Source organism: Spirosoma sp. (assembly GCF_026391055.1).
GTDB lineage: Bacteria > Bacteroidota > Bacteroidia > Cytophagales > Spirosomataceae > Spirosoma.
Genome location: NZ_JAPLET010000015.1, coordinates 158,841 through 172,322, shown reverse-complemented (window position 1 = coordinate 172,322; position 13,482 = coordinate 158,841). Strand labels below are relative to the sequence as shown.

Annotated in this window: 10 protein-coding genes; 2 read left to right on the top strand and 8 right to left on the bottom strand. The window is 50.9% G+C overall.

Annotated features, from left to right (window positions below; genetic code table 11):
• Positions 1–63: 63 nt before the first annotated feature.
• The 7 genes from NT073_RS06385 to NT073_RS06355 form a co-directional block, all read right to left on the bottom strand.
• Positions 64–303, bottom strand: a complete 240-nt coding sequence (locus tag NT073_RS06385) for a hypothetical protein (RefSeq protein ID WP_297370489.1) — start codon at positions 301–303, stop codon at positions 64–66.
• Positions 304–771: 468 nt separating this feature from the next.
• Positions 772–2,220 (bottom strand): ATP-binding cassette domain-containing protein, encoded by a 1,449-nt coding sequence (locus tag NT073_RS06380; RefSeq protein WP_297370486.1) that lies wholly within the window; start codon positions 2,218–2,220, stop codon positions 772–774.
• 47 nt (positions 2,221–2,267) lie between these two features.
• Positions 2,268–2,885, bottom strand: coding sequence for a hypothetical protein (locus tag NT073_RS06375; RefSeq protein WP_297370483.1), 618 nt, complete (start codon positions 2,883–2,885; stop codon positions 2,268–2,270).
• Between the two features lie 226 nt (positions 2,886–3,111).
• Positions 3,112–4,836 (bottom strand): GMC family oxidoreductase, encoded by a 1,725-nt coding sequence (locus NT073_RS06370; RefSeq protein ID WP_297370480.1) that lies wholly within the window; start codon positions 4,834–4,836, stop codon positions 3,112–3,114.
• Positions 4,837–5,025: 189 nt separating this feature from the next.
• Positions 5,026–5,643, bottom strand: coding sequence for a gluconate 2-dehydrogenase subunit 3 family protein (locus tag NT073_RS06365; RefSeq protein ID WP_297371636.1), 618 nt, complete (start codon positions 5,641–5,643; stop codon positions 5,026–5,028).
• Positions 5,644–5,886: 243 nt separating this feature from the next.
• Complete coding sequence (locus NT073_RS06360; RefSeq protein ID WP_297370477.1) at positions 5,887–7,203, bottom strand: esterase-like activity of phytase family protein; 1,317 nt, start codon at positions 7,201–7,203, stop codon at positions 5,887–5,889.
• A gap of 117 nt (positions 7,204–7,320) precedes the next feature.
• Complete coding sequence (locus NT073_RS06355) at positions 7,321–7,917, bottom strand: YdeI/OmpD-associated family protein (protein ID WP_297370474.1); 597 nt, start codon at positions 7,915–7,917, stop codon at positions 7,321–7,323.
• Between the two features lie 282 nt (positions 7,918–8,199).
• Between NT073_RS06355 and NT073_RS06350 the strand changes: the two genes are divergently transcribed.
• Complete coding sequence (locus NT073_RS06350; protein ID WP_297370471.1) at positions 8,200–9,270, top strand: acyltransferase; 1,071 nt, start codon at positions 8,200–8,202, stop codon at positions 9,268–9,270.
• 48 nt (positions 9,271–9,318) lie between these two features.
• Here the strand turns inward: NT073_RS06350 and NT073_RS06345 are convergent, their stop codons facing one another.
• Positions 9,319–9,726: a response regulator gene (locus NT073_RS06345; protein ID WP_297370468.1), complete on the bottom strand. Its 408-nt coding sequence runs from the start codon at positions 9,724–9,726 to the stop codon at positions 9,319–9,321.
• A gap of 169 nt (positions 9,727–9,895) precedes the next feature.
• Between NT073_RS06345 and NT073_RS06340 the strand changes: the two genes are divergently transcribed.
• Positions 9,896–13,444, top strand: a complete 3,549-nt coding sequence (locus tag NT073_RS06340) for a carboxypeptidase-like regulatory domain-containing protein (protein ID WP_297370465.1) — start codon at positions 9,896–9,898, stop codon at positions 13,442–13,444.
• The last annotated feature ends 38 nt before the right edge of the window (positions 13,445–13,482 follow it).

Below are 13,482 nucleotides of genomic sequence, written 5' to 3'. Positions count from 1 at the left end.
CCTTCCGGCTTTTAATTTCTTCTTTACCGGGCAACTAAACGTACCCGTACTTATAGCTAAAACTTACCGCGTCAGGGTCAGAAACCAAACATACTCACGTCCATCGCTCAGGCAGATTGGAGAATAATAGGTTCCGTCGGGCAGTTCATTTTTGGAATCCGCCACCACGATGTCCTGATTGGCCGTACCATCCCGGTTGTTCTGGCAATTTGTATATTTGATACGCAAAGCCGGTCGTCTGAACGGGTCTACCCACCCAAACAAATCCGGTACTCTGGTCGGGCCAGTGAGTGACGCCCGCACAGTTCGCTGCCGTCAAGGTTACGGCAGATCCGGGGCAAATTACGTTGGCTGACGTTGTCAACAGAGGTGGCTCCGCATACTGGCATGTATAGATAACCGGCTGCAGAAAAGCCAGAGCATGATGAGTAACCAATAACAACATTATTGCCCATCTGAAGTAACCATTAAATTTATTTAGTACTCGTTTATTCATCCGGCATATCGATTACGTCATACAAAGACGAATATCATGCCAACTTTTATTTGTATACGCAGCTACGCCAAAGGCTACTTTTTCTCATAGTTTATACGATTTGATACTCAATTTTTCTGCTTAGTATCTCATCTACAAGGGGGATAGCAAAAGTGGTCCGATTCATCATAAACCATGCCAATAGCTACGCTCTTCACACCCGCCAGCTAGAGGGAAGGACCCGACACACCTATGTAAAGCGGCTACCCACTATTGGTTACACCTTATAGCTACTTTTATTTTTCGCCCCTGGTCTTATTAATATCGAGCGTGTATAGTTGATTGATACTTTCTGGAAGTTCGTAGCAGTTATGTGTAACAAACAGAATGGTTTTATCACTAAAATGATCTATCAGCTGACGAGCCAGATCGACATGGCGGCTGTCTATAGCCTGAAAAGGCTCATCGAGCAGTAAGACGGCCGGGTTTTTCAGGAAGGCCCGGATCAGCAGAATAACCCGTTGCTCGCCAGTTGACAAGGTGCCGAACGTGCGGTTATCTACGCCAGCCAGTCCGAAATAGGCTAGTAAGTTCGTCAGGTCCAGTTCGGTTTCTGGCATTACCCGATTGGGCGGAGTCAGCGTATCTGTCAATCCAGACAGTGCCACCTGCCGGACCGTTAAATGCGGAGGAAAATAGAGGTGAAGTTCCGGCGATACGAACCCGATCCGTCGTTTCACGTCCCAGATGCTCTCGCCGGATTTACCCCGCCGATGCCCAAAAACACTTACGTAGTTCGAATAGGCCTGTGGATGATCGCCGTACAGGAGGCTTAACAAAACGCTTTTTCCAACACCGTTGGGGCCAAATAAAGCCCAACGCTCCCCCGCCTTCACCACCCAGTCTAGCCCGTCTAGAATTATCGTATCACCGTACCGGACCGAAACATTCTGTAATCGAAACGCTTCCGAAAAATCAATTCGCTGTGGCTTTGTCTGTAAAACAGGCGGTGTTACGGTAGTCGATTTTACATGATGCTCCGGCGTATAATGCTCTTTTGGCCCCGCCCAACTCAATGTACCGTTTTCCATAACGGCCACATGCGTGCTGAAATCCGGAATATCAGTGGCGTCATTAACCAGCACAAGGGTCAGTCCGTGCTTTGTCAGGTCGCCCAGCCAGTTGGTCAGGTCGTTGCGGAATACACCGTCCAGCCCAACAAACGGATTATCCAGCAATAAAACAGACGGGTGTTTCAGCAGGGCTTTACCGATTCGTGCCTTGCGGGTCTGTCCGTTGGATAGTTTGATAAATGATCGATCAAGCAGCGGGCTAAGGCCGAGCCGGTCGAGCAGTGCGCCATCTTCGGACGAATCTGTCGCCTGTAGAAAATCACGTAACGATGGAATAGCGGTGTATCCATCGTCGGCCCTGTCGCTCATGGTTGCCTGGTACCGCTGCTGGTAAAAGTAGCTACTATACGAAAAGCGGCTCGACTCTTCCTTAAAGGACACAAACTCAACGGGTACCCGGCGTTCCAGACTACCCGGTGGAGCGTGAAACTGGCCGGATAATGCCTGTAAAAATGTACTTTTACCGCTGCCCATCGGCCCGGTAATGGTCCAGTATTCCCCTGGCTTCAGGTCAAAATTAATATCATGCAGGATTATCCGGCCACCCCGGCGGATAGTCAACTTAGCTACAGAAAGTAAGGAAGGCTGTTCAGACATAAAAAATGGGGTCATACCCGTACAAAGGTATGACCCCACTTATGTATTACCCATTTACACGCTTACTTTTCGGGGGGCGTGCTGGTGGTAGTAGTTGGTGTTGTAGGCGTCGTGGTAGTTGAACTACCGCTACGTGTCCGACGGCTACCGTTACCAGTTGATCCGTTGTTCATCCGATCGCTGGTGCCAGTCGATGACCGGGTTCCGGTTGTTGAACCAGAATTCATCGTACCGGTACCTGTACCGTACGTCCCCGTCGTTCCAGTAGTACCCGTACCCATCGTTCCGGTACCAGTGGTGCCCGTCGTTCCAGTACCAGTTGGTGGTACGTTCGTTCCTGTATTTACGCCCGTGCCATTCGAATAAGTACCAGTTGATGTACCCTGATTCGAATTGGTTGGCGGCTGCGTCTGATATGTTCCCGAGTTAGTGCCCGTGTTCGTACCATTGTTATATGTTCCGGTAGTACCCGTTGTTCCGGTGCCGGTAGTACCCGTACCCATGGTTCCAGTACCCGTAGTACCAGTTCCCATTGTACCGGTAGTGCCGGTTCCTGTCGTTCCAGTACCTGTCGTTCCCGTGGTACCAGCACCTGTCGAACCCGAATTCGTTGTCTGTGCAGTTGCATTAAGGGCTAAGCCAGCTACTAGCATCCAACCCATTATCATTATTTTTTTCATCGCTGAGTTATTTAAACAAGATTTAACTGTTTAATCTATAGCATAACTCGTCTAAATGATCAAGTGTTTATCTTTTTTACTTTTTTTTTCTGGTTTCTGCTTTTATTTCAGTCGATTAGCAGAAAGAAGTAGTCTATTTTATGCCTTGTCGTGGAGTATACAGCACAAAAAAGCGGGTAACCGGCCATCGAGACCTGTTACCCGCTTTTTTATTATTTATGACGACTTACAGCGTCCCCTTCTTCATTTCCTTAACGGCAAAGTCCGCAGCGCGTGCTGTTAGGGCCATGTAGGTCAGAGATGGGTTTACGCAGGATGCCGACGCCATACACGCACCATCCGTATTAAATACGTTCTTCACCGCGTGTAGTTGGTTGTGGGCGTTCAGCACCGACGTTTTGGGGTCACGGCCCATCCGGGCAGTTCCCATTTCGTGGATACCAATACCTGGGTTTTTCGTTTCGTCGTTATAGGGCGTTACGTTTTTCAGACCGGCGGCTTCGAGCATTTCGGCCGCATCGTTCATCATGTCGATACGCATTTTCTTTTCGTTCTCGCCGTAAGCTGCGTCGAACACGATCAACGGTAGGCCCCACTTATCTTTCTGGTCGGGCGAGAGGGTCATCCGGTTGTTGGGGTTGGCAATCATCTCACCAAATCCACCAAGGCTCATTGTCCATGGGCCGGGCGTTGTCAGGCTTTCTTTGAAGTCAGCACCGAATCCTTCCATGCCGTTACCCCGGTTCCAGCCGCCACGACCGGCACCACCCTGATAGCCGAAGCCACGTACGTAATCACGCTTGTCGCCATGCCAGTTCCGGTAGCGTGGAATATACACACCGTTGGCCCGCCGACCGTAGTAGTACTGGTCTTCCATGCCGTCGAACGTTCCGGCAGCACCTGCGGCCAGGTGATGGTCCATGATATTTCGGCCAAGCTGATCGGATTCGTTGCCCATTCCGTTCGGGAACCGGTGCGACTTCGAGTTCATCAGGATAGACGTGCTGGCGAAAGCCGACGCGTTCAGGAAGATGACCCGGGCGTAGTATTCTCGAACTTCTTTGGTATTCTGATCGATCACCCGAACGCCGGTTGCCTTACCTTTTTTCTCATCGTACAGCACTTCCGATACGATAGAATCAGGACGGAGCGTTAGTTTGCCCGTTTTCATGGCCGCTGGTAGCGTGGCCGACTGCGTGCTGAAATAAGCACCGTAGGGACAACCCCGCATACACTGGTTCCGGAACTGGCAAGCCGCCCGTCCAAGATCGTAGTGCTGTTGTTTAGGGGCTGTCAGGTGGGCCGTACGACCCATGGTGACCATACGCGCCGGGAAGGCTTTCTCAATTTTCTTTTTTGCTTCTTTCTCCAGGCAGTTCATCTGCATAGCGGGCAGGAAGTTACCATCGGGCAATACATCCAAACCGTCTTTGCTACCCGATACGCCCACAAATGTTTCTACGTAGCTGTACCAGGGAGCCAGATCTTCATAGCGGATTGGCCAGTCGACACCAATGCCTTCCTTGCCGTTGGCCATGAAATCTTCTTTATTCCAGCGATAGCTCTGCCGACCCCACATCAGCGACCGACCGCCTACGTGATAACCCCGAATCCAGTCTACTTTGCGGTTTTCTTTTTCGAGGTACGGGTTTTCCTTATCGTTCTCGAAGAAGTGGCGCCACTCTTCGTTGGCGGTATAGCCGGTCCGCATGTTGGCCCAGTACTCTTCTGCGGCCATAGTAGTGATACGACCCCGGTGCGGAAAATCCCACGGGTTATTGGTTGCCGTTGGGTAGCCTTCAATGTGTTTTACATCGCGGCCCCGCTCCAGCATCAGCACTTTCAATCCCTTCTGGGTAAGTTCTTTGGCAGCCCAGCCACCCGAAATACCAGACCCGACGACAATTGCGTCGTAGGTCATATCTTTTTTTGCGTCTATATTAAGATTCATGTGTTTTTTTAAGGAGTTAGTAGGTAGGAGTTAGGAGAGCTGACGCGCCATAAAACTCATTCCTGCATACTGGTTTATTCTAAGGAGGTAGGAATCAGGAATTAGAAGGGCTGGTTCGTTCCTGGCTTGCGTCAGCAACTCCTCTCTTCTCACCGCTTCGGCGGTTCGATCCTCGCTCCTACTTACTAGTTAAATCGCCCACGCCTTTTGACCGGGCTTAAGCGTAACACAACCGTCGTAACGACCTGGAACCGCTACGTATTCGAGCGCCTGGGTAGCACCGATCTCCGACGTAAAGTAGCCGGTCAGCGTCAAGTCTTTCAACATGGTGAAGAACGGCGTGTACCGTTTCTTTGCATCCGGCATCTGTAGATCAGCCTGTGAGTTTTCGACTTTGGCAGTGGCCTTGTTCGAATTCATCTGTGCCAGCTGGTCTTTAGCCTCCGTTTGTAATTTTGTTACAATCGCAATTCGTTGAGTTGGATCGAGTTGAACAAACGCCTTACCATAAGCATCCTGGCTTAGTTTGTTAGTCCGGGTCAACCCTTCCACGAAGCGTTGCTGATCATCTGCCTTGTAGCAGTCTTTCAGAATAATATCGATTACCTCATTCACCTTGGCCGCTTTGGCACCCGGTGTTTTTGTTGTTGGAATTATAGTATCAGCCAGTTCAGCAACGGTCGCATCCTGGTCGGCCGTGAAGAAAAGCGGTTTGCCCGTCAGGGCGCGTCGGGCAGCCGAAGCTTCGAGCGTATCGGCCAAAGCGGGCAGCGCTATTGCTGAGCCAGCCAGGGCGGCCACCCGCATGAGGGCGTCTCTTCTGTTCATGTGCGTAGAGCGAATTAAACTTTCAAATAGAACGATATAAGGAAGTACAAATGTATAACAATCAAGGAATCGTTTGTGCAATTTAAGGACCCAGTTTTGCGGATAGCCGTAATTTAGAATGTTACGATACAGTCCCGAACGAAAAGAGGTCTGTAACGGTAGTTACAGACCTCAACAATGGCTGGTATACTATAGAAACCAGCAAAACGAAGCGGATATAAGCTACTTTACGGGTGACTTTAAGGTGATAAAATACACCCGATTTTTGTCGATTGTATTGGTAGAAGGCAGTATTTTGGCGGTGTAAGTGCCGGTGCCTGTCACGCCGAAATCATCATCATTTGACACGGCTAACAGCGTAGGGCTTATCAGCGCAATTCCCTCCGCCTTATCGTGCGGATAAACGGGCGTAGTTTCGGTAGCCAAATCCAGAACAAGCGTCTTGCTGACGGGAACGATACCGTTGGTCTGCAAGGCAGCGGCTGTTTTAAGTTCTTCAACGGTTTGACCGCCATAGAGCTTGCCGTTCGCCCCATTGGCGGGGTCAGATATGTCCGTAGCACCAGCCAGATCAACTTTATAAACGCGTTTGAACAGGGTAGACTTATTGGCATCGGTACCGTACTCACCATCCCGTTCAAGAACCAGAAACGTTGTATTTGATACAGCCGCAATCTCACTAACGGCCTGTAGATTCGACTTTTCGATCAGGTAAACGAATTGCTTCGTGGCTCCTATCGCAATATCGAATGTAAGTATACGCGTCACCAGTGAGCCCGAAATAGCGGCTGAGGATGGATTGTAGAGAGGAAACTGCATGATACCTACCAGCGTTTTCCCATCGGGCGTAATGGTTAGCCCCTCCATACCCCGATTGGCCCGACGCTTAGCAAAGACAAGCGGGATCTTTCGGCCACCGGTACCCGTACCAAATGGGTTGATTCGCTCCATTGTCTGCCCGTTTGCATCGAAATGGACAATGTGAGGGCCATACTCGTCACTTACCCAGAATGTACCGTCAGAAGCAACGGCGAGCCCTTCGGAGTCGATACCGTCTGCACTGGTACCGAGGTCATTGCCGTTCACGTCAAGTGCAAGCTCGCCTGTTCCACCCACATTGATCGGGTTTGGCAAACCATTGAGCTTAACGCCAGCGTTATTCTTCAACTCAATGATTTTTTCGAGTGTCATCAAGCCATTTTTAACCCGGAATTTACCGATTTGAGGAGCGAAGGCTGGGACGGCAAAGACTTTTGAATTAGCTATTGTACCATCTATGTTTGGTCCGCGGTCGGTGAGCATAAAGAAAGCACCCGGATCGTTCGGATCCGCAACTATGGCCGACCCGAAGCCCCCATTGTACACCTTAACACCGTTGACATCCGCTAGAACTGTCGGCAGAAACGTGTCGGGGTTGGTCGCGTCAACAATAGCCGGAAAGTTAGGCAGGGAAACAAGCCTGTGGTCTTCACAGGCGGTGGTAAGCAGGGCAAATGCAGTAATAATACCAAGTGTAGTGCGTAGCGATAGACGGGTCATAAAGGAGGAAAAAGAATGCGGGGATAATTCCCGCAAAAATCAACCTCATCTATTACCTTATCATGAACAACGGGTCTACGTTCGTGAACAGATTATTAAACCTATCAATCGGCAGGCTCATGTCGACTTGGGTACATACTGATTGGCGCGTTCGTTCCGTTCGGCCAGTGTAACGATTTCCCGAATACGTTTGGCCCGCGTTGTGGCCGTTTTCGCATTGAGCAGCCATTCCAGAATACCTCGCTTCACGGATTTAGGAAATGCATCAAAATACCCTTTTGCCATCGGATTTTCATGGAACTCAGCAGCCAAATCCGGTGGGCAGATTAGATTCTCGACCTCATCGAGCGCCGTCCAGGTACCGGTTCGTTTGGCAAGGTCAACCATCACCATACCGGCTTCGGTCATTTTTCCGGCTTTCAGCAGTTTATCGACTTTCGCCTTGTTGACTCTGCTCCAGTTACTTCTGGGACTACGCCGGGTAAAAAACTGAAAATAGTGGTCGGCATCTCCCTTTCTGACAGAGCTGTCAATCCAGCCGAAACAAAGGGCTTCGTCTACGGCTTCGTCATACGTAACGCTGGGCTTATCGCTTGCCTTCTTGTAAATAGCCAGCCAGACGCTCCTTTCGGTCGCCTGATTCTCGGCGAGCCACTGCCGCCACGCAGATGGACTGTCGGCATAAACAGCAATGAGAAGTGTTGGCGTTGACATACGGAGAATTTTTTAGCTAATTTGTGAAAAAACCGTCATCTGTTTATAGCTGGTGTTGGTTGTGTCAATCTGTCCCAGTTGAAAATAAATCGGAGGCTTAAGATACCGGGCTACAATGCCTGTTCAATTGAGCCTGTCATCTATTTTAACAACTCTCGTCTAACCTGCCTACCCAACTTTCAAACAGGCTTACAATGGCTGGGGTTATTATTTTCGCCGTGTAAACGCAGCAACTACAACAAAATATAGAACCGTTTCAAAAGGAGATGCAACCACATAGGTATGGAAGACATAAATTTGGCTAATACAAACGCAAAGCCCCACTTTGTTATACTGGATGGATTACGCGGGGTAGCGGCTCTGGCCATCGTCATCTTCCACTTCATGGAGTGGGTATACTCCGATCCTAGCGGCAACTTCATCGCCCACGGATTTTTAGCCGTCGATTTCTTCTTTTGCTTATCGGGCTTTGTCATCGGTTACGCCTATGATGACCGAATCTCTGGATTAGGACTCACTGCATTTTTAAAACTACGACTGATCCGGTTGCACCCCCTGGTCGTCTTAGGATCGGTACTAGGGTTGCTGGGATTTCTCTTCGATCCCTTTGCCGATCAGTCCAACTTGTCTGGTAAGGTAAACCTGTGGCTGACCTTTATTTGCTCGGTATGCCTCATTCCGCTGCCCATCATGAAAGAGCGGGCTTTCAACCTGTTCAGTTTTAACGCACCGGCGTGGTCGTTGTTCTGGGAATACGTGGCCAATATCATCTATGCCTTAATCTTGTTCCGAATCAGCCGTCGTTACCTGTCGGTATTGATCGTACTGGCTGCAATAGCCCTGTGTTTTGTCAGCTACCGGTCGGGCAACCTGCTGGGCGGTTGGGCAGGCTCTAACTTCTGGGATGGCAGTGCCCGCATAGCGTACTCGTTTATGGCCGGGTTATTCATCTACCGGGCCAACTGGCTCATAAAGAATAGGCTTGGCTTCGCAGGTATGGCGGTGCTGCTGATGCTGGCCTTTCTTATGCCCTTTACTCAATGGAACTGGCTAACCGAACCAATCGTCGTGCTGCTCTTTTTCCCCGCCCTGATTGCAACTGGAGCGGGGGCTAGCCCATCGCCCAAGCTTAAAAAACTGTGTGTTTTTTTGGGTAACCTATCCTACCCTCTCTACATGACTCATTACTGGGCTATGTGGATTTTCGGCAGCTATCTGGCCCGGCATAAGCCAGACACATTGAACCTGTCACTGATTATTATTACCGGAGTGATTTTTCTTGCTGCTTTTGCCTATCTAATACAGCTCGTATATGATGAGCCTGTCCGCCGTTACCTGGCTGGCCGCCGGTAGCTAAAATATAAGTCAATGGTAATTATGGAGCGCAGGAGGATGGAGCGCTTAGGGTAACCACAACTCCAGGATCAAAGCGATTGTATCGATAAGCTCCTGGAGCGTTTCAGCTTTAGCAATGAAAGCCCGCCCACCTAAGTGATAGCTTCGGGCACGGTCCTTATCGACTTCCGAATTGCTGAGCACGACGACCGGAATCGATTGCCATTGTGAATCCATCCGTAAAAGCTCCAGCACATGGTTGCCCGCCATAACCGGCATGTTCCAGTCCAGCAAAATTAAGTTAGGTAGCTGTCGGTCTAACTTATGGGTCATATGAAAGAGCATATCCGTCCCATCGCTGAAACAGCGCAATTTACAGTGAGCGTGGTACTTCCTAAAAATGTAGTTCACCAGGTCCAGGTGGTTAGGATCGTCGTCAACTACATAGATTAGTGGGTTTGTCGCTAGTCTCATCTCAACGTACTTTTCCCGAAGATACACGAGGTTGTCAACTTATCTAGTTGGCAAGCCTAGTTATATTAACCTACAAACATATATCTACTAAGCGGATCATGTCCCAAAAACAAATAGTCATAGGTATAAGTACACAGGGGGTCTCTTTCTAAAGGATAATCTAACGCCTATGCGCTGCTCGTTCTTCCTGAGTTGGATAATAGCCCTTCTGCTTCTGGAATCGATCCGTCTGGCTCATGGACAAACGGCCGCCCTACTGACCGGCTACGTAACGGATGCCACGACGGGGAAACCCATGCCGTTTGCCAACGTCTACGTAAATGGATCAACGCGCGGGGCAATAACCGACGACAAAGGCTTTTATACGTTGACAGGCGTGCCACTGGGTACGGTCGAAATAGCTGCTTCATTTGTTGGCTATCAACCTGCCAGGCAAATAATTCGATTCGATAATACAACACCGCAGAAAGCAAATTTCCAGCTAAAACCGAGTGAACAAACGCTGGAGGCCGTAACCGTACGGGGCAATCCGAAGCAGTGGGAACGCCAGTTGCGGCAGTTTAAAAAGCAACTCTTCGGCGAGCCGTTTGGCGGCCAGTGTTGGCTGGTAAACGGCGAAGTGATTAGTTTTAACGAAGATAAAGGGCATCTGTATGCAACGGCTACTGAGCCGTTGATTATCGAAAATCAGGCGCTGGGCTATCGGTTGATTTACGCGTTACAGCATTTCGATGCGAATTCATCAGGAAATGTTTATTCGGCGGGTACGGCCCGTTTTGAAGAAATAAAACCCCAGAACGAACGGCAAGCCAACCAGTTTCGGCGTAACCGGTTGACCGCCTACAAAGGCTCAATCCGGCACCTGATGGCCAGCCTGGCGGATAATACGTTCAAAGAGGCCGGTTTTCTGGTCTACCAGGAAGATGTTACGAAACCGATCTCCCTCGAAGGTCGATCAATTACGCTGGCCGCTGCGGTTAGCGACTACAAGCGTCTGATTCCCATTAAGACGTCTACGTTAATTCAACCCGGTCGGTTAGCGACCGAACGACGGCTGGTTTCGCCCATGAAACTGATCGTATTCTACACGAATGCGGTCTCAGGTTTCTCGCCCTATCCCGATGCCCGTTACGCTTATACTGAAATGAGTCTGCCTAGCGGTCAGCTGCAACTGACCGTCGATGGGATTATTACGATGCCGGAAGGGATGGAAGCGAAAGGATCAATGGGGAATGACCGGCTATCGACCATGCTCCCCGCCGACTGGAAACCCGATGGGACTGAAAAGGAAACGCTCACGAACGAACCGGTAGCGACAAAGGGAAAACTCGCCCCACCCGACGCTCGAATGGAACGGATCACGACAACCTTTAATGACCGATTCAAGTGGCTGGCTCCCGCCATGTTTGTACACATCGACAAACCGGTTTACGCCACTGGCGATCGGCTCTGGATCAGTACGTACGTACTTGACGCGGCCAGTTACCAGCGAGCCAGTGGCGAAACGGCTATTCATGTCGACCTGCTTTCGTCAACCGGCAAGCTCGTACAGCACCAGTGGGTACGCATTATTGATGGACGGGGCGAGGGTAACTTCCGCCTGTCGGATACCCTCCTGACGGGAACCTATCGCCTGCGCGCCTATACTGATGAAGATGACGCCCAAAGACGCCCGGCTTTTGAGCGGTCTGTGGCAATCTATAATCTGTTTCAGAACGAGGTGCCGATACGGAGTAATTCGGCTGCTCAGCCAGTAGATGTTCAGATTTTGCCGGAAGGGGGTCGCTGGATTACGGGATTGCCCGCGCGTCTGGGCGTCAAAATCGTACAGCCTGACGGGCGTGGTTTGTCAATAGCGGGTCGTATTGTCGACGACCAGGGTGCCGAAGTCGTTCGTTTCAAAACCAATCCGCAGGGAATGACCAGCGTATCGATGGAGCCAAAGCCGCAACGGACATATTACGCCGACCTGACGTACAACAACCAGCCGCAGCGCGTTCCATTGCCAAAACCCGAACCGGAAGGACTGTTGCTTTCGGCCGATGCGATCAGCGATACCACCCGTTTGGCGTTGACCATACTGAGCCCTAACCGGGCCGTTGCTGACTCCGTCTATATCCTGATTCAGCAGCACGGCCGGGTGGTCGATCAGCGAAAAATTCTCCTGCAAAGTGGGGTGGCGAAACTAAGCCTGCCCATGATGAGCTGGTTACCGGGCCTGGCGCAAATTACCCTGTACGATGCCATCGCCAAACCGCAAGCCGAGCGACTAATTTTTGTGCCCGAATTCATCGCGCCGGTCCATGTGCGGATGGGCGTAAACAAAACCCGTTATCAACCCCGCGAGCAGGCCATCCTGAGTATCAATCTGACCGATAAGGGATCACCGACATTAGCCGCTCTATCGGCGTCAATTATCGATGCTGACCAGGTGCCGGATGATACCGCCGAGGCTACGTTGCCCGCCCATCTGTTGCTAACGGGAGAGCTTCGGGGACGGATCGAAAACCCTAATCAATACGTGATGAATCACACCGCCCAAACCCGTCAGGCGCTGGACGACCTGTTATTAACCCAAGGTTGGCGACGGGTCAGCGGCACACCCGAAACGGAACGACTGGGTGGTATATCGCTCAGGGGACGTATTGTGAATTCGAAAAATCAACCCATACCCGGCGCACAATTTATCATAGCGCCAATAGCCGGGCAATCGTCCATAAAATCGGCGGGCACTGACGAACGGGGCCGCTTCCGGCTGGCGGGAATGGCCATTGCCGACACAGTGCGGCTACTGACGCAAATCACCGATCGTCAATTAAAAAACATATCGGCTAAAGAAGCCTTTCTGGTTCAGGAAGGGCCGGGTACGTTGTGGGAGTATGGCAAACTACCGGTTGCGCCAAACGGATCAACCTTGCGGGCCCAACTGGAAGCGGCCCGTGCTCGGCAGGAAGCCAACGCCGATTTGTACCGCGATAAAACGGCGAAAGTGTTGAAAGAGGTGATCGTTCGGGCGCAAAAATTCGATAAAAGGCCCGATGATATTCAACAGCGTAGTTTGCACAACGAGGCTGATGCTGTTTTACTGGTCGATGAGAAATCGTCATCCTACCAGAATCTATACGAAATGATCCAAGGACGTTTGACGGGCGTGACAGTCACCCGGGAAGGAGCTGCTGTACCGCGTAGCTACAAGGTATTTATTCGGGGTGTGAGTAGTTTCAAAAGCGGTATGCAGCCCTTGTATTTAATGGATGGTATGCCCATTGAGGACCCTGATGGAACGGCTTTGTTTTTCTTCAGTCCAACTGATATTGAGCGAATTGAAGTGTTGAAAAGTGCCATTACGACGGGTACATACGGAGCCAGAGGGGGAAACGGGGTAATTGCCTTTTATACCAAAAGCCACCGGTCCATGCAGGGGAGCGCCCCCCCCCGGGGTGGGATGACGCCGATTCAGTTTATTGGCTACCCATCGGTGCAGCGCGAGTTCTACGTCCCGCGCTACGATGCGGAAGCACCCACCACCGCCCTGTCAGGCCTCGTCGATCGCCGGGATGTTTTGTACTGGAAACCATTGATGCAAACCGACAGTCAGGGACGCAGCCAGTTACGATTTCCGCTGTCGGACGTTGTACGAACGGTGCGCGTGGTGATACAAGGCGTTACAGCCGATGGTCGTCCGGTGCTGGGCGTTCAGCTCATCCGGGTCCAATAACGTAGTGGTTTGCCACCCCGGATGGGTGTAGAAGTGTC

What these genes read in the sequence shown, in the direction of transcription:
- NT073_RS06375 (WP_297370483.1), bottom strand. Translation starts at nt 2,885, where the DNA reads ATGAAAAAAATAATGATAATGGGTTGGATGCTAGTAGCTGGCTTAGCC.
- NT073_RS06345 (WP_297370468.1), bottom strand. Translation starts at nt 9,726, where the DNA reads ATGAGACTAGCGACAAACCCACTAATCTATGTAGTTGACGACGATCCT.
- NT073_RS06350 (WP_297370471.1), top strand. Translation starts at nt 8,200, where the DNA reads ATGGAAGACATAAATTTGGCTAATACAAACGCAAAGCCCCACTTTGTT.
- NT073_RS06380 (WP_297370486.1), bottom strand. Translation starts at nt 2,220, where the DNA reads ATGACCCCATTTTTTATGTCTGAACAGCCTTCCTTACTTTCTGTAGCT.
- NT073_RS06360 (WP_297370477.1), bottom strand. Translation starts at nt 7,203, where the DNA reads ATGACCCGTCTATCGCTACGCACTACACTTGGTATTATTACTGCATTT.
- NT073_RS06370 (WP_297370480.1), bottom strand. Translation starts at nt 4,836, where the DNA reads ATGAATCTTAATATAGACGCAAAAAAAGATATGACCTACGACGCAATT.
- NT073_RS06355 (WP_297370474.1), bottom strand. Translation starts at nt 7,917, where the DNA reads ATGTCAACGCCAACACTTCTCATTGCTGTTTATGCCGACAGTCCATCT.
- NT073_RS06365 (WP_297371636.1), bottom strand. Translation starts at nt 5,643, where the DNA reads ATGCGGGTGGCCGCCCTGGCTGGCTCAGCAATAGCGCTGCCCGCTTTG.
- NT073_RS06340 (WP_297370465.1), top strand. Translation starts at nt 9,896, where the DNA reads ATGCGCTGCTCGTTCTTCCTGAGTTGGATAATAGCCCTTCTGCTTCTG.